This window comes from Allobosea sp. LjRoot90 (assembly GCF_964254315.1).
In the GTDB taxonomy this organism is placed as follows: domain Bacteria; phylum Pseudomonadota; class Alphaproteobacteria; order Rhizobiales; family Beijerinckiaceae; genus Allobosea.
The window spans coordinates 210405-226431 of record NZ_CAXUTF020000007.1 but is presented as its reverse complement, the minus strand read 5'-3'; the positions used below and the strand labels follow the sequence as shown (position 1 = coordinate 226431).

Here is a 16027-nt window from a genome sequence, read left to right as displayed (position 1 = left end):
CACCGGTGACGCGCATGCCGCCGGGATTGGCGACTTCCTGCGCGTCAACATGGCGCCGGTGATGTTCGTTGCGCTCGTGCTCTTCCTGCTGCTCGGCTATCCGGTCGCCTTCGCGCTCGCCGCCAACGGCCTGTTCTTTGCCCTGGTCGGCATCGAGCTCGGCATGTTCCAGGAGAACTTCCTGCAGGCGCTGCCGGAACGCATCTACGGCACGATGAACAACGACGTGCTGCTGGCGATCCCGTTCTTCACCTTCATGGGGCTGGTGCTGGAACGTTCGGGCATGGCCGAGGACCTGCTCGACACCATCGGCCAGCTCTTCGGGCCGATCCGTGGCGGCCTGGCCTATGCGGTGATCTTCGTCGGCGCGCTGCTCGCCGCCACCACCGGCGTCGTCGCGGCTTCCGTCATCTCGATGGGCCTGATCTCGCTGCCGATCATGCTGCGCTACGGCTATGACCGACGCCTCGCCTCGGGCGTGATCGCAGCGTCCGGCACATTGGCGCAAATCATCCCGCCCTCGCTCGTGCTGATCGTGCTCGCCGACCAGCTCGGCCGCTCGGTCGGCGACATGTACGAGGGCGCCTTCATCCCTGGCCTGGTGCTGGCCGGTCTATACGCCGGCTATGTCTTCCTGACCACGATCATCAATCCGACGCGCGCGCCCGGGCTGCCGCCTGAGGCGCAGACGCTGCGCGACGCAGACGGCGTGACACGCCGCCGCTCGCTGCTGGTGGTGACGATCCTCGCCTTCGCCATCGCCATTGGCTACATGAAGTTCTTTACCAAGGTCGGTGGCGGTGCGGATTTCGTCATCCTGACCATGTCGGTCGCGGTCGCGGTCTCCTTCGTGATCGCGCTGATCAACAAGTTCCTGAAGCTCAACCTGCTGTCGCGCATGACCGAGCAGGTGATCTTCGTGATGGTGCCGCCGCTGGCGCTAATCTTCCTGGTGCTGGGCACGATCTTCATCGGCGTCGCGACACCGACCGAAGGCGGCGCGATGGGCGCCGCCGGCGCGATCCTGCTGGCTTTGGGCAAGAAGCGCATGACCTTCGACCTGCTCAGGCAGGCGACGGAATCAACCGCCAAGCTCTCGGCCTTCGTGCTCTTCATCCTGGTCGGCGCGCGCGTGTTCTCGCTGACCTTCTACGGCGTCAACGGCCATGTCTGGGTCGAGCACCTCCTCGTCGGGCTGCCCGGCGGCGCGACGGGCTTCCTGATCGTCGTCAACGTGATGGTGTTCCTGCTCGCCTTCTTCCTCGACTTCTTCGAGCTCGCCTTCATCATCGTGCCGCTGCTCGGACCGGCGGCGGAGAAACTCGGGATCGACCTGATCTGGTTCGGCGTCATCCTCGGCGTGAACATGCAGACCTCGTTCATGCACCCGCCCTTCGGCTTCGCCCTGTTCTTCCTGCGCTCGGTCGCGCCGAAGAACCCCTATCGCGACAAGATCACCGGCAAGATGATGGAGCCGGTGACGACCGGGCAGATCTACTGGGGCGCCGTGCCCTTCGTGGTGATCCAGTGCATCATGGTCGCGCTCGTCATCGCCTTCCCGAAGATGGTGACGCACTACAAGAGCTCGGGCGTTCAGCTCGACCAGCAGCAGATCAACAAGCAGCTCGACAGCATCACCATTCCGGGGCTCGGCGGCTCCGGCGGGCTGCCGGGGCTCGATCTCAACGCCCCACCGACGCTGAACCTCAAGTAGGGCGGCAAGCCAGAATGACGAAGCCCCGGATCGATCGATCCGGGGCTTTTGTTCTGTTCATCCATCATGCTCGGGCCTGCCCCGAAGCATCTCAGGCCGGATGAGGTTCCGGTCGGCGCCTTCTCGTCATGAGATTCTCGGGTCTGCGCTTCGCTCCGCCCGAGAATGACGTCGGCCTACCAGCGCTGCCAGCCCTGGTTCAGGTTGTCGTCGCGCTGGACGCGGCCGCTGACCACGGCCCGCATCTCGCCGAAGGAGGTCGGACTCCGCGCCTCGCCATAGACCATCGCCTCGGCATTGGAGCCGTAGCGGCGGTTGCTGGAACTCTTGCCGAATTCGACACGGACACCACCGCCGACGCGGACACAGGCCGAAGAGCCTTCGACGCGGACGAAGCCCGGCCCATACTCCGGACAGGGGCGCATCGCCTGCGCCGGCGCGGGGCGAGCTGCCGTCGGCTTGGCCTTGGCGGGCCCGCGGCCGGGAAGCGGCTCGCCGATCGATTGGGCAGCGGCGAGCGCCGGCAATCCCAAGGTCGCGAGAATGATGGCGAGTGGCAGCTTCATGAGCGCCCCGATTGCGATGGATTTACAGCCTAACGCCTCGAACAAGGCCAGGCTAGGGCACGCCGCTAGCCTGCCCTCACGCTCTCGGCCAGGATCGGCGCCGTCTCGATCTCGCCGACGCCGGGCACGGCGCTCAACCTGTCGACCAGCTGCGACAGCGCTGGCGCATCTTGCGTCTCGACGATCAGCATCGCGTCGACGGGACCAGCCAGCGAATAGCAGGCGACGATCTCCGGCCAGTACCTGAAGCGATCGAGCACGGTTGCGCAGGGCCGCGTCCGGATACGCAGGGAGAGCATCGCGCGCGTGATCGGCGCCTTCGGCAGATCGGCGAGCCGCACTGTGTAGCCGAGGATGACGCCGTCGCGCTCGAGCCTTGCCATCCGTTCCTGGATCGCAGTGCGCGAGAGCCCGGCATCGCGGGCCAGCCCCGTGAAGGAGGCGCGGGCATCGACCCGGAGCAGCGCGAGCAGCTTTCGGTCGATGGCGTCGAGCTCACCGTCGTTTCGCAAGCGAGACCTCCCGCAAACCACCGATCGCAACCACTGCCGGCGTCTTGCCTATGGCACGGGTGGCCCCGCCGGTGAAGATTCAGGGTCTCTTGAACGAACCGGAGACATCAGGATGAGGACGATCAAGCCGCGGGACTTCACCGGAAGCCGCGCCTGGGAGGCGCTCGACATCGAACGGATCGACGACGCCACGATCCGGCTGCACTGGACCGACCAGCCCTACAAATGGCACGTCAATGACGGGCCGGAGGTCTTCGTCGTCCTCGACGGCGAGGTCGACATGCACACTCGGACCGGCGGCGTCGAGAGCGTGCAGCGGCTCGTGTCCGGCGACATCTTCCATGCGCAGGACGGCGATGCCCATGTCGCCCACCCAGTGGGTCCCGCGCGGGTTCTGGTGATCGAGCGCGCCGGTAGCGTCTGACATGAAAAATCCCCGGCCTTACGGCCGGGGATGTACGACGAGTTGGCCGGCGAACCGGCTATTGCCCTCTTCTCAGAGCATGTTCGCGGCGCGGGCGCGGATCATGAAGTTGTCGTAGGTGTATTCGGCGATCTGGAACCAGAGATACTCGTCGCCGCGGAACGCCGACATCGCCTCATAGATCTTCTTGAAATCGGGATTCTTGGCGCTGGTCTCGGCATAAACCTCCTTCGACGCCTTGAGGCAGGCCTCAAGGATCTCCTGCGAGAACGGCCGAAGCTGCGCGCCGCCGCCAACGAGACGCTTCAGCGCCGCCGGGTTGCGGGCGTCGTACTTGGCCTGCATGTCGATATTGGCAAGGCCTGCCGCCGTGGTGAGGATCGACTTATAGGTCTTCGGCAGAGCGTCCCATTTCGCTGTGTTCAGGAAGAAGTGCAGCGAGGCGCCGCCTTCCCACCAGCCGGGATAGTAGTAATAGGGCGCGACCTTGTTGAAGCCGAGCTTCTCGTCATCGGCCGGCCCGACCCATTCGGCCGCGTCGATCGTGCCCTTCTCCAGCGCTGGGTAGATGTCGCCGCCACCGATCTGCTGCGGCACGACCCCAAGCTTGCTCATCACCTGGCCGGCAAAGCCGCCGATCCGCATCTTCAGGCCCTGAAGGTCCGCGACCGTCTTGATTTCCTTGCGGAACCAGCCGCCCATCTGGCAGCCGGTATTGCCGCCCGGCAGCGCATAGATGTTGTACTTCTTGTAGAACTCGTTGAGCAGATCCATGCCGCCGCCATGGTAGAACCAGGCGTTCTGCTGGCGGGCATTGAGGCCGAAGGGCACTGCCGTGCCGAAGGCGAAGGTCGGATCCTTGCCGACATAGTAGTACGAGGCGGTATGGCACATCTCGACCGTGCCGTTGGTCACGGCATCGGCCGCCTGCAGCGCCGGCACGATCTCACCCGCAGCGAAGACCTGGATCTGGAACTTGCCGTCGGTCGCTTCCGAGACCGCCTTCGCCAGCACTTCCGAGGCGCCGAAGATCGTGTCGAGCGATTTCGGAAACGAGGAGGTGACGCGCCACTTCACCTCCGGCATCGACTGGGCGATGGCCGGCGCGGCGATGACGCTGGCAGCGCCGCCAGCACCGGCGACTTTCAGAAACTGACGACGCTTCATTCGATACGCTCCTCCCAAAGCTTTCTGAGGCGCGCCGGTGTTTTCCGGTTCGCGCACAAGAGCGCCAGCAAAGGCCATCTGCGAAGCGAGCGCAAGCTGTGCACATGACCCCCATGCAATTTCCGCATAGGTATTTGGTCTAACCCATCTTGGCATTGGCGCACAGGTCGGGCGATCCCGGCCAAACGAAAAAGCCCGGCCTTGCGGCCGGGCTTCGTCGCTGTCGCAATGCTCTACGGCTGTTACTTGCCGCGATTGCGGACCTGGAAGATGTCGAAGGTCAGCTCCGCCACCTGCCACCAGAGATACTGGTCGCCGCGGAAGGCGACCATCGAGTCGATCGCCTTCTTGAAGTCGGCATTCTTGGCCGAGATCTCGGCATAGAGCTCGTTGGAGGCCTTGAGCGAGGCTTCCATCACGTCCTGCGGGAAGGGGCGCAGCTGCGTGCCGGCGCCGACGAGGCGCTTCAGGGCGGCCGGGTTCTGCACATCGTACTTCGCCGCCATCTGGGTGTTGGCGTAGGTGCAGGCGGCGGTCAGCGCAGCCTGATAGGCCTTGGGCAGCGAGTTCCACTTCTCCAGGTTGACGAAGGCGTGGACGCAGGGACCACCCTCCCAGAAGCCCGGATAGTAGTAATACGGCGCGACCTTGGCGAAGCCGAGCTTCTCGTCGTCATAGGGGCCGACCCACTCGGCGCCGTCGATCGTGCCCTTCTCGAGCGCCGGATAGATGTCGCCGCCGCCGATCTGCTGCGGCACGAGGCCGAGCTTCTGCAGGACCGAGCCGGCGATGCCGCCGATGCGCATCTTCAGGCCGTTGATGTCGGCGACACTCTTGATCTCCTTGCGGAACCAGCCGCCCATCTGGGCACCGGTGTTGCCGCAGGGCAGACCGTAGATGTTGAACTTCTTGTAGAACTCGTTGAAGAGCTCGTTGCCACCGCCCTGGAACAGCCAGGCATTCTGCTGACGGGCATTGAGGCCGAAGGGCACCGAGGCCGCGATCGCGAAGGTCGGGTCCTTGCCGACATAGTAATACGAGACGGTATGCGCCATCTCGACCGTGTTGTTGCTGACCGCGTCGGCCGCCTGCAGGGCAGGCACGATCTCGCCGGCGGCGAAGACCTGGATCTGGAACTTGCCGTCGGTCAGGTCGGAGACCATCTTGGCCATGACTTCGGCGCCGCCATAGATGGTGTCGAGCGATTTCGGGAAGCTCGACGCCAGGCGCCACTTCACCTCGGGATTCGACTGCGCGACCGCCGGCATGGCGACAGCGGACACGGCCGCACCGGTACCAGCGACCTGCAGGAACTGACGACGCTTCATATGGGGCATCTCCTCGTTTCGACGTTCATCGCCGCGTCCGGGCAGCAATAGCACCGGCACAGGCGACATTTGTAGGACGACCTTGGTGTTATGCAGCGGTGATCGGAAGCGGCGGCCCGGGTTGACCCACGGTTAATCGGCTCACCTCGAATCTATACTTGCACAAGATTTGCGCAGCACTCCCCCCAATCGTTGCAAGATCGTCAACTGTCGCAGGCCGCTCGACAATTGCACGCAGAGCATGGCACGGCTGCGCAGGAAGCGCATGAAACTTTTCCCCCGCCCGGTCAACCTCTGCGCGAACGAGGTCCGATGACCAGCCTAGCTGCCCCGATCTGGCTCTATGACGGCGTCTGCGTGCTCTGCTCCGGCGGCGTGCGCTACACCCTGCGCCACGAGCGCGACCACGCCATCCGCTTCGTCGCGATCCAGTCGCACGAGGGGCGTGAGCTGGCCCGGACCCATGGCATCGATCCCGACGAGCCGGACAGCTTTCTCTTCATCGAGAACGGTGAAGCTCTCGCCAAATCCGATGGAGTGCTCGCGCTGACCCAGCATCTGAACGGGCCGGCCCGCCTGCTGCTCGTCGGCCGGGCGTTACCGAAGCGCTGGCGCGACTGGCTCTATGACCGCGTCGCGCGCAACCGCTACCGGCTCTTCGGCAAGAAGGACACCTGCGAGATACCGGATCCGGCGACGCGGCACCGCTTCACCCTGCCGGACGGGTCATGAAGCGCGTCGTGCTGATCGGCGCGACCGGCGTCTTCGGCCGCCGCCTTGCGCGCCATCTCTCGCGGATGGACGGCCTCGATCTGGTGCTGACCTCACGCAGCGCCGACAAGGCCGAAGCCCTCGCAAAGGAGCTGGCGATAGAAGCGAGCGTGCCGGTCAGCGGCGTCGCGCTCGATCGCGACAAGGACCTCGTGGCTTCCCTCGCTGCATTGCAGCCCTGGCTGGTGATCGACGCCTCCGGGCCGTTCCAGCACCAGGGCTACGAAGTGCCGACCGCGGCACTCCTGCTCGGCGCCCATGTCGTCGATCTCGCCGATGCGCGCGACTATCTGACCGGCTACGGACCGCAGCTGGACGAAATCGCCAGACAGCGCGGCCTCGTCGCGCTCGCCGGCGCGAGTTCGACGCCGGCCCTCTCGGCTGCGGCGGCGCGGGAATTGAGCGAAGGCTGGCAGCGGCTCGACACCATCGACATCGCGATCACGCCGGGCGGGCGCAGCGAGGTCGGGCCGGCGGTCATTGCTGCGGTCCTGAGCTATGCCGGCAAGCCGGTGCCGATCTGGCGCGAAGGCGAATTGCAGACGACGGCCGGCTGGGGTTCCGGAGAAGTCATCGACATGCCCGGCCTCGGCCCACGGCGGGTCGCGCCGGTCGAGACGGTCGACGCCGAGACGCTCGGCCCGGGCCTCGACGTGCGGTCGCGCGTGAGTTTCTCCGCTGGGCTCGAAGCCGGCATCGAGCAATGGGGGCTGGCGCTGCTCGGCTGGCTGCGCCGCCGTGGTTGGCTCACCGAGTTCGCGCCCTTCGTGCCCTACCTCGTCAAGGCGCGCCGGATCACCCGCCTCTGGACTTCGGATCGCGGCGGGATGCGCGTCGCCATTGGCGGCATCGACGCCAAGGGACGGCCGCGCCGGGCCTATTGGTCGCTGCTGGCCGAGAACGATGACGGCCCGCAGGTGCCGGTGCTGGCCGCGGCAGCGGCGGTGCGCGCGCTGCTCGTGGACGGCATCGCCCCCGGTGCGCGCTCGGCTGCCGAAGCGCTCGATCTCGCCATGATCGAGGCCGAAATGGCGCCCTATGCGATCGGCACCAGCCAGGACGAGCGCGGCGCCGGCCCTGCCCTGTTCGAGACCGTATTCGGAGCAGACGCCTTCGCCGGCATGCCGGCGGCGATCCGCGCCTTCCACTCCGCCGATGCAGAACCGGTCTGGCAAGGTCGGGCTGACGTCGCACGTGGCGAGGGCGCGATGATCGATCTGCTTTGCCGGTTGTTCGGTCTGCCCGCCGCCGGAACCGACCTGCCGGTGACGGTCAGCGTTGCGCGCGGCGATTCGTTCGATGACAGCTCGGAAACCTGGACCCGCAACTTCGCCGGCCAGCGCTTCAGCTCGCATCTGGGCATCGATCGCGGCGAGCTGCGCGAGGCCTTCGGCCCGTTCTCCTTCACGCTGGCTGCCGAAGCGAGCCCGGAGGGACTGGCGCTGCCGATCGCCGCCTGGCGCGTCTTCGGCCTGCCTCTGCCCCGCTTCCTGATGCCGTCTGCCACTGCGCACGAGACGGTTGACGCGGACGGCCGCTTCCGTTTCGACGTGCGGCTCTCTTTGCCCTTCTTCGGCCTGCTGGCGCATTATCGCGGCTGGCTCAAACCTCGGGGATCAAGCGATGGATCAGGATAAGCTGGCAAAACTCAGGGCGCGCTATGCCGGGGCGAGCGGCGCCGACATCCATGATCCGCGCTTCGCCAAGGTCGCGGCCGGCCAGTTCCAGGGCGACCGGCGCAAATGGCCGTTCTCCGATGTCGCGACCTTCATCAGCGCGCCCTACCGCCCGGAAGCGCTTGGCCAAGCCGATCTCGGCGGGCTCGACGTCGCGATCATCGGCCTTCCGATGGATCTCGGGGTCACCAACCGAGCCGGCACGCGGCTCGGCCCACGCGCGGTGCGCGCCGTCGAGCGCATGGGGCCGATGGACCATGTCCACGGCACCGCGCCGTTCAGCATGGTCAAGGCGGCCGATATCGGCGACGTGCCGTTCCGCTCGCGCTATTCGCTGGAAAGCTGCCACGAGGATATCGAGGCGACCTTCAAGCAGATCGTGCAGGCTGGCGTCTCGACGCTCGGCGTCGGCGGCGACCATTCGATCACCTATCCGATCCTGAAGGCCGTCGGCGAGAAGCGCCCGGTCGGCATGGTCCATATCGACGCGCATTGCGACACCTCCGGCCCCTATGAGGGCTCGAAGTTCCACCATGGCGGGCCGTTCCGGCAGGCGGTGCTCGACGGCGTGCTCGACCCCGAGCGCGTCATCCAGATCGGTATCCGCGGCGGCGCCGAATATCTCTGGGAGTTCTCCTACGAGTCCGGCATGACCGTGATCCATGCCGACGAGGTCGACCGCATGGGCCTCGACGCGGTGATCGCGAAGGCGCTGGACGTGATCGGCGACGGGCCGACCTATGTCTCCTTCGACGTCGATTCGCTCGATCCGGCCTTCGCGCCCGGCACCGGCACGCCCGAGATCGGCGGCCTCACCCCGCGCGAGGCGCTCGCCATCCTGCGCGGCCTTAGAGGGCGCAACATCGTCGCCGCCGACGTGGTCGAGGTCGCGCCGCAATACGACGCGACCAGCAACACGGCGCAATGCGCGGCGCAGGTGCTGTTCCTCGAACTCTGCCTGATCGCCGAGGCGAGAGCCGCCGGCAAGGGCAGGCCGTGAAGCGAAAGGCGCTCCAGCTCGACGCGATCGACCGCCAGATCATCGCGATCCTGCGGACGGAGGGCCGGATCACCAACCAGGCCCTGTCGGAACGGGTTGGGCTCTCGGCCAGGCCCTGCCTCGAGCGAATGCGCCGGCTCGAGGCCTCCGGGCTGATCGCCAGCTATGGCGCGCGGCTCTCGCCCGAGCTCTCCGGCCACGCCATCATCGCCTTCGCGCAGATCTCGCTGCGCGACCATTCGGTCGGGCGGCGCGAGCGGGTCGAAAAGGTGCTGCGCGCCTGTCCTGATGTCGTCGAGCTTTTGGTGATCAGCGGCGATGCCGACTATCTCGCGCGCATCGTTGCGAGTTCGCTCGCCGCCTATGAGGAGCTGACCGGGGCCTGGCTCGCCGACAACCAGCTCGGCATCGCCCGGATCGCGACCACCTTCGCGCTGAAGGCGCTGAAGGACTTCGAGGGCTATCCGCTGCTCGAGGAGTAGGCCGGCGTCAAAGCGGCAACAGCGCGTCCGGCTTCACATCGCCGATCGAGGCGTAGCTGTGCGTTTCCCTGACCCCGGGTAAGGGCAGGATGACCCGCTGCAGGAACTCCTGGAACGTCGCCATGTCGGCGATGCGGGCTTTGACCAGATAATCGAAGCCACCGATCACCATGTGGCATTCGATGATTTCGGGCGCCTTCGCGACAGCCTCGGCAAAACGGTCGAAGACGTGCGGGGCGGTGTGATCGAGCCTGACCTCGATGAAGACCAGCGTCCCGCGCCCGATCTTCGAGGGCTCGAGCACAGCGCGGACGGCGCGGATGAAGCCCTCGCTGAACAGGCGCTTGATCCGCTGCGACGCCCCCGTCGGCGAGAGCCCGACGCGCTGGGCAAGATCGAGCACGGTGCGTCGGCCATCCTCCTGCAACAGCCCGAGCAGCAGCCGGTCGACGCGGTCAAGATCGCTCATGTTAGATTCGCACTTCTTGATAGTCAGTTGCGCGACAATCACGCAACAAAGCCGAAATTAGCATATTTCATCACACCAGATCGTCGCAATACTGTTTGAAAGGCACTTAACGCCAAGACGAAACCGAGGCGATCGACATCGTGGACAGCACACAAACTGCAACGAGCAATCACACGAAGGGTGAGGTCGCGCTTCTTTCGCTGAGTGAAGCGGAGATCAGAAACTGTATCGACCTGCGCAAGCTGCTCGACGCGCTGGCGGAAGGCTTCAAGGCCCTTGCCGATGACCGCGTCGTCATTCCGGCGCGACCACAACTCGACATTCCGGATGCAGGCTATTCGCTGGCGATGCCCGCCTGGATGGCGGGCATGCATCTGACCGTGAAACTGGTCAACGTCTTCGAAGGCAACATCGCCCGGGGCATCCCGAGCCATCTCGCGACGATCCATCTCTTCGATCCCGAGACGGGAATGCCCGTCTGCATCATGGACGGCACTTACATCACCGCCGTCCGAACATCCGGTTCGGCCGTGCTCTCGGTGCGGGAACTCGCCAGGCGCGATGCCCGGGTCGCGACCGTGGTGGGCGCCGGCGTCCAGGCCAGCCAGCACCTCAACCTGTTGCCGTTGGTTCGCGATTTCGAGGAGATCCGGGTGTTCTCGAAGAATTTCGCCGATGCGCGGGCGCTGGCTTCGCGTCACCCGGGCGTCACCGCCGTCGCGGATCTCGAGGCCGCGGTGCGCTCTTCGGATGTCGTCTGCCTCGCGACACACTCCTATGTCCCGGCGATATCCGCAGACTGGGTTCAACCGGGAACGCATGTGTCCTCGGTCGGTGTCGCGCCACCCGGCGGCGAGCTGCCGATCGATCTGATCGCTCGCGGCAACCTCTTCGTCGAGGCGCGGGAGGCCTTCGCGCCGACGCCGGTGGGCTGCTGTGAGCTGGCCGGCATCGATCCCGAGGCCGGCACCGACCTCGGTGCGATGCTGCTGGGACGGCGGCCAGGACGGACATCGGACCGCCAGATCACGATCTACAAGGCCATGGGCGTCGCCATGGAAGACATGGTGGCAGCCGATCTCGCCTATCGCGAGGCCCGGCGGCGAGGCGCGGGGCAGAGCATCTCGCTCTAGCTCGGGCGAACAGCAGAAATGCCATGCACGACTCGCATGGCGCTTCTGCTTGTCTCGACTCGAACCAGCAGGCACTTGCGATTCACGCATGCCTTGAGCATTATGTTGCAGCGCAATGCGCACCCTCGCGCTGCGACCAACAATAATCAATCCGGACCATCGTCATGAGCCTCTCGAGCACGGGAGACGCCTTCGCGCGCCCTGCCCGCTCCGCCACCTCGCCGCGTATCGGCCTTGTCCTGCTCGCTTTGGCGATGGGCGGCTTCGCCATCGGCACGGCCGAATTCGCGGTGATGAGCCTGCTGCCCTATTTCTCGGCCGGGCTCGGTGTCGACGAACCGACCGCCGGGCACGTGATCAGCGCCTATGCGGCCGGCGTGGTCGTCGGCGCCCCGATCATCGCGGTGCTGGCGACGAAGCTCTCGCGCCGCACGCTGCTGATCGCGCTGATGGCGGCCTTCGCACTCGGCAACGGCCTTTCCGCGCTTGCGCCCACCTATGGCTGGATGCTGCTGTTCCGTTTCCTCAGCGGGCTGCCGCACGGCGCCTATTTCGGTGTCGCAGCGCTGGTCGCAGCCTCGCTGGTGCCGGCGAACCGGCGCGCGCTCGCCGTGGCGCGCGTGATGCTCGGCCTGACGATCGCGACGATTCTCGGCGTGCCGCTGGCGAACTGGCTCGGCCAGGTGCTCGGCTGGCGCTGGGGTTTCGGCGTCGTCACCGCCCTGGCGCTGACGACGGTGATCCTGGTCGCGCTGTTCGCGCCGAAGGATAGGCCACAGCCCGGCGCCAGCGCCTTGCGCGAGCTCGGTGCGCTGCGCCATCGGCAGGTCTGGCTGACGCTCGCCATCGGCGCGGTCGGCTTCGGCGGTTTGTTCGCGGTCTATACCTATCTCGCCTCGACGCTGATCGAGGTGACGCAGGTTTCCCCTTCGATGGTGCCGATCGTTCTTGCGATCTTTGGGCTCGGCCTGACCTTCGGCACGCTCGCCGCCGCGTGGCTGGCTGACCGGATGCCGATGGCCTCGATTGCTATCATCCTGATCTGGACTGCGGGCTCACTGGCGCTCTTTCCGTTCGCCGCCGGCAATATCTGGGCGACCTGCGTCGTCGTCTTCATGATCGGTTGCGGCGGCGGGCTCGGCACACCCCTGCAGACGAGGCTGATGGATGTCGCGCAGGATGCGCAAACGCTCGCGGCGGCGCTGAACCACAGCGCCTTCAACACTGCCAATGCGCTCGGCCCCTGGTTCGGCGGCATGGCGATCGCCGCCGGTTATGGCTGGACCTCGACCGGCTGGGTCGGCGCCGGCCTCGCGCTTGCGGGCCTTGCGATCTGGCTGGTGACGCTGTGGGATGCGAAGGCCCGGCAACGGGCAGCCCTCGCCAGCGCCTGATCTCAGCGCGGTGTCGGCGCCGCGATCAGGCGCATCGCTGCGGGAATCGAAGCCTGGCCGGCCTCGAGCTGGTCGGTCAGCACATAGAACCAGTTGAAACCGAGATAGAGCGCGAGCCTGGCCTCGACCTCTTCGGCCGGGATGTCGCCGCGCGCAGCGGCTGCGTTGAAGAGACCACGGACATCCCGGAGCCGTTCGGGCAGGAACTTCTCGCGCAGCGCCGCCAGCGCCTCGGGATCGCTTTGCGCCTCCGCCAGCAGCGCCCGGAAGGTCCGCCCCGACGGGGTGCCGCACCAGAAGCCCCATAGCGCGATGGTGTGATCGACGAGGTCCCGCGCGAGATCGTCGGTCGGCACGGCCGTGATGATCGCCTTCTCGGCGGCATAGACCTCCATCAGCAGATCGGCCCGGTTCTTCCACCAGCGATAGATCGTCGGCTTACCCGCCCCGGCGCGGCGCGAGACCGCGTCGATCGAGAAGCCGGCATAGCCCTCTTCCGCCAGCACGGCGCGGGCCGCCGCCAGGATTGCCGCCTGTGAGGCCGGATTGCGCTTCGCCCCGATCGAGGCGCGGCGGGGTGGCGTCACGGCTTTTCCAGCCTTCATGAACGGCTCCCTGTCCCTCAACCCGGCTCGATGCTCAGGCCATCTCTGCAAGCGCGATCTTGCAACAAAACGAATTGATATCGAAACGGATCGTATCTATCAAATCACAACGAAACGGGCCGTTCCGTTATTGAGGTGACAATGACCGCTGCAACCCGCAATCCTATTCTCGCCCGCCTGCGTTTCCTGGGAACGCTGATGCTAGGGGCCTATCTGCTGATCAACCTGATCCTGGCCGCACTGGCGCCGGTGACGACCGGTTGGTCGACCTGGTCGGTGACCGCATTCGCCGTGCCGCCGATGGTGCTGGGCATGGTCTATCTCGTCATTCCGATCGCCCGCCGCTGAGGTCGCGGCCCGCATTTGTCCGATTCTGTCGTCATCGCGACAGAATCGGCTGCGATGCGGCCGCGTGGCAGCCTGCCTCGGCTGCTTTCGCGGGCCTACCCTCGAAGAAACGAGGGAGAACCGCCATGAACGCGATCGTGCTCGAACGGGAAGTCTGCGCGCAGAACTACGCGCCCCTGCCGATCATGCTCTCCCATGGCGAAGGAGTCTGGCTCACCGATGTCGCCGGCGTGCGGCGGCTCGACATGATGAGCGGCTATTCCGCCGTCAGCCTCGGCCATGGCCATCCGCGCATCCTCAAAGTGCTGAACGAGCAGGCCAAGCGCCTCGCCGTGACCAGCCGCGCCTTCCATACCGAGCCGCTCGGCCCCTTCCTGGCCAAGCTTTGCGCCGTCGCCGGCCAGGAAATGGCGCTGCCGATGAACACCGGCGCCGAAGCTGTCGAGACCGCGATCAAGGCTGCCAGGCGCTGGGGCCACAAGGTCAAGGGCATCGCCGACGGCAAGGGCGAGATCATCGTCGCCGACAATAACTTCCACGGCCGCACCACGACCATCGTCGGTTTCTCCTCCGATGAGAGCTATCGTGACGGCTTCGGCCCGTTCGCGCCGGGCTTCGTCAGCGTGCCCTTCGGCGATGCGGCCGCCATGGAATCAGCGATCACGCCGAACACCGCCGCGATCCTGATAGAGCCGATCCAGGGCGAGGCCGGTATCGTGCTGCCGCCGGACGGCTATCTCCGGGCGCTGCGCGAGCTTTGCGACCGGCACAACGTCCTCCTGATCCTCGACGAGATCCAGTCCGGCCTCGGCCGCACCGGGCACTGGTTCGCGCATCAGCACGAGGGCGTGAAGCCGGACGGCCTGATCGTCGGCAAGGCGCTGGGCGGCGGGGTCTACCCGGTCTCGGCCTTCCTGGCCTCCCGCGCGGTGATGGAGCTGTTCGGGCCGGGCTCGCATGGCTCGACCTTCGGTGGCAACGCGCTTGCTGCCGCGATCGGCTTCGAGGCTCTGGCGGTGATCGAGGACGAGAAGCTGGTCGAGCGCTCGGCTGAGCTCGGCGCCTATATGAAAGAGCGCCTGGTGGCGATGACTGCAGGCCTCGCCAGCGAGGTGCGCGGACGCGGTCTCTGGATCGGCGTCGAGATCGCGCCTGGCGCCGCAAACGCCAAAGAGATCGTCGCCCGCCTCGCCGATGCCGGCGTGCTGACCAAGGAAACGCATGAGCACACCATCCGCTTCGCGCCGCCGCTGACGATCAGCCGGCAGGAGCTGGATTGGGGGCTGGAGCGCTGCGAAAACGTCTTTGCGGCACGGGCGCGCTGAGCGCAGTGACAAAATCCGTGTGCGGCCGGCCTGGCGCGGCGCGAGAAAAATCCTCTCCGCCGTGCGATTTCAACAAATAAAACAGCGGCTTGCCTTGCGCCATCTTTGTGCGGACACGCTCAGAAAAGCTGCAAGAGCCTACTTGCGGCCCGCACCAAGGATCGCACAAGCTGTCGCGCACAAGCCGATGCGGGAACTCGAAACGCCCAATCGGCCAGATCCAAGGGGAGGTCCCATGAAAGGTTTCGCAAAGTTCTTCGCCGCCGCAGCGCTCACCGTTGCCGGCGCCACCGGGGCGCTCGCCCAGGCCAAGGAGTGGAAGGAAGTCCGGATCGGCACCGAGGGCGCCTATCCGCCCTACAACAACCTCAACGCCAAGAAGGAGCTGGAAGGCTTCGAGATCGATTACGGCAACCTTCTCTGCGAGAAGATGAAGGTGAAGTGCAGCTGGGTGGTGCAGGATTGGGACGGCATCATCCCGGCGCTGCAGGCCAACAAGTACGACATCATCCTCGCCGGCATGAACGCCACCGACGAACGCAAGAAGCAGGTCGAATTCACCTCGGTCTACAGCAAGACGCCGATCTGGATGATCGGCCCTAAGAGCACCGCCTCGGCCGATATCTCGCCCGCGACCCTGAAGGGCAAGTCGATCGGCGCGCAGGGTTCGACGATCCACGCCAATTACGTCGAGAAATTCTACAAGGACTCGACGGCGCGCCTCTATCCGACCCAGGAAGAGGCCAATCTCGACCTGCTCAACGGCCGTCTCGACTATATCGTCGCCGACGCGCTGGCCCTCGCCGATTTCCTCAAGGGACAGGGCAAGGATTGCTGCAAGCGGATCGCCGAGGTGACGCGTGACGATGCGATCCATGGCGCCGGCGTCGCCGGCGCCATCCGCAAGGCGGATACTGCGCTGAAGGATCTGGTCAACAAGGCGATCGCCGAGACCGTCGCCGACGGCTCGCTGAAGAAGCTTGAGGCCAAGTGGTTCAAGTACGAATGATCTGAAGCCTGCTGACGCCCACCCGTCGGCCGCTTCAGGCCGGCGGATTCTGAAGCAAGTCCACTCTTCTTCGAAGCGCGGACTTGCTTCAGGTCTTTGTATTG

The 16027-nt window shown here is 65.9% G+C and carries 17 protein-coding genes; 11 read left to right on the top strand and 6 right to left on the bottom strand.

Going from position 1 to position 16027, the window contains the following annotated elements:
* Nucleotides 1-49 precede the first annotated feature (49 nt).
* Nucleotides 50-1714, top strand: coding sequence for a TRAP transporter large permease (locus ACSQ3M_RS23385; RefSeq protein WP_436152557.1), 1665 nt, complete (start codon nucleotides 50-52; stop codon nucleotides 1712-1714).
* A 176-nt stretch (nucleotides 1715-1890) separates the two neighbouring features.
* On the opposite strand, the gene ACSQ3M_RS23380 is transcribed toward ACSQ3M_RS23385, so the two are convergent.
* Both ACSQ3M_RS23380 and ACSQ3M_RS23375 read right to left on the bottom strand, forming a co-directional pair.
* On the bottom strand, nucleotides 1891-2280 hold the full coding sequence (locus tag ACSQ3M_RS23380) for a porin (RefSeq protein WP_436152463.1): 390 nt from the start codon (nucleotides 2278-2280) through the stop codon (nucleotides 1891-1893).
* A gap of 65 nt (nucleotides 2281-2345) precedes the next feature.
* A complete protein-coding gene (locus tag ACSQ3M_RS23375; RefSeq protein ID WP_436152462.1) occupies nucleotides 2346-2792 on the bottom strand; it encodes an Lrp/AsnC family transcriptional regulator in 447 nt (148 codons plus the stop codon).
* 112 nt (nucleotides 2793-2904) lie between these two features.
* Between ACSQ3M_RS23375 and ACSQ3M_RS23370 the strand changes: the two genes are divergently transcribed.
* The gene (locus ACSQ3M_RS23370; protein ID WP_436152461.1) at nucleotides 2905-3216 is read left to right on the top strand and encodes a cupin; all 312 of its coding nucleotides are present in this window, start codon (nucleotides 2905-2907) and stop codon (nucleotides 3214-3216) included.
* Between the two features lie 72 nt (nucleotides 3217-3288).
* On the opposite strand, the gene ACSQ3M_RS23365 is transcribed toward ACSQ3M_RS23370, so the two are convergent.
* The gene (locus tag ACSQ3M_RS23365; protein ID WP_436152460.1) at nucleotides 3289-4383 is read right to left on the bottom strand and encodes a TRAP transporter substrate-binding protein; all 1095 of its coding nucleotides are present in this window, start codon (nucleotides 4381-4383) and stop codon (nucleotides 3289-3291) included.
* Nucleotides 4384-4625: 242 nt separating this feature from the next.
* Entirely contained in the window at nucleotides 4626-5711 is a 1086-nt protein-coding gene (locus ACSQ3M_RS23360; RefSeq protein ID WP_436152459.1) for a TRAP transporter substrate-binding protein, read from the bottom strand.
* Between the two features lie 312 nt (nucleotides 5712-6023).
* Here ACSQ3M_RS23360 and ACSQ3M_RS23355 point away from each other — a divergent pair, with 312 nt between their 5' ends.
* The 4 genes from ACSQ3M_RS23355 to ACSQ3M_RS23340 are packed head-to-tail and all read left to right on the top strand — an operon-like array spanning nucleotide 6024 to nucleotide 9640.
* On the top strand, nucleotides 6024-6443 hold the full coding sequence (locus tag ACSQ3M_RS23355; RefSeq protein WP_436152458.1) for a thiol-disulfide oxidoreductase DCC family protein: 420 nt from the start codon (nucleotides 6024-6026) through the stop codon (nucleotides 6441-6443).
* Nucleotides 6440-8119 carry a DUF4166 domain-containing protein gene (locus ACSQ3M_RS23350; RefSeq protein ID WP_436152457.1) on the top strand — a complete coding sequence of 560 codons (1680 nt, stop codon included), beginning with the start codon at nucleotides 6440-6442 and terminating at the stop codon, nucleotides 8117-8119. Before ACSQ3M_RS23355 ends, ACSQ3M_RS23350 begins: the two co-directional genes overlap by 4 nt.
* Nucleotides 8106-9158 (top strand): agmatinase, encoded by a 1053-nt coding sequence (gene speB / locus ACSQ3M_RS23345; RefSeq protein ID WP_436152456.1) that lies wholly within the window; start codon nucleotides 8106-8108, stop codon nucleotides 9156-9158. The genes ACSQ3M_RS23350 and speB overlap by 14 nt, the downstream gene beginning before the upstream one ends.
* The gene (locus tag ACSQ3M_RS23340) at nucleotides 9155-9640 is read left to right on the top strand and encodes an Lrp/AsnC family transcriptional regulator (protein ID WP_436152455.1); all 486 of its coding nucleotides are present in this window, start codon (nucleotides 9155-9157) and stop codon (nucleotides 9638-9640) included. Before speB ends, ACSQ3M_RS23340 begins: the two co-directional genes overlap by 4 nt.
* A gap of 7 nt (nucleotides 9641-9647) precedes the next feature.
* Here ACSQ3M_RS23340 and ACSQ3M_RS23335 read toward each other — a convergent pair whose 3' ends face one another.
* On the bottom strand, nucleotides 9648-10109 hold the full coding sequence (locus tag ACSQ3M_RS23335; RefSeq protein ID WP_436152454.1) for an Lrp/AsnC family transcriptional regulator: 462 nt from the start codon (nucleotides 10107-10109) through the stop codon (nucleotides 9648-9650).
* 140 nt (nucleotides 10110-10249) lie between these two features.
* Here ACSQ3M_RS23335 and ACSQ3M_RS23330 point away from each other — a divergent pair, with 140 nt between their 5' ends.
* On the top strand, nucleotides 10250-11242 hold the full coding sequence (locus ACSQ3M_RS23330; protein ID WP_436152453.1) for an ornithine cyclodeaminase family protein: 993 nt from the start codon (nucleotides 10250-10252) through the stop codon (nucleotides 11240-11242).
* A 164-nt stretch (nucleotides 11243-11406) separates the two neighbouring features.
* Complete coding sequence (locus tag ACSQ3M_RS23325) at nucleotides 11407-12636, top strand: MFS transporter (protein WP_436152452.1); 1230 nt, start codon at nucleotides 11407-11409, stop codon at nucleotides 12634-12636.
* 2 nt (nucleotides 12637-12638) lie between these two features.
* Here ACSQ3M_RS23325 and ACSQ3M_RS23320 read toward each other — a convergent pair whose 3' ends face one another.
* Entirely contained in the window at nucleotides 12639-13241 is a 603-nt protein-coding gene (locus ACSQ3M_RS23320; protein WP_436152451.1) for a TetR/AcrR family transcriptional regulator, read from the bottom strand.
* A 141-nt stretch (nucleotides 13242-13382) separates the two neighbouring features.
* Here ACSQ3M_RS23320 and ACSQ3M_RS23315 point away from each other — a divergent pair, with 141 nt between their 5' ends.
* From ACSQ3M_RS23315 to ACSQ3M_RS23305, 3 genes are all read left to right on the top strand, one after another.
* Entirely contained in the window at nucleotides 13383-13589 is a 207-nt protein-coding gene (locus tag ACSQ3M_RS23315; protein ID WP_436152450.1) for a hypothetical protein, read from the top strand.
* 125 nt (nucleotides 13590-13714) lie between these two features.
* On the top strand, nucleotides 13715-14914 hold the full coding sequence (gene rocD / locus ACSQ3M_RS23310) for an ornithine--oxo-acid transaminase (RefSeq protein ID WP_436152449.1): 1200 nt from the start codon (nucleotides 13715-13717) through the stop codon (nucleotides 14912-14914).
* A 235-nt stretch (nucleotides 14915-15149) separates the two neighbouring features.
* A complete protein-coding gene (locus ACSQ3M_RS23305; RefSeq protein ID WP_436152448.1) occupies nucleotides 15150-15923 on the top strand; it encodes a transporter substrate-binding domain-containing protein in 774 nt (257 codons plus the stop codon).
* Nucleotides 15924-16027 lie beyond the last annotated feature (104 nt).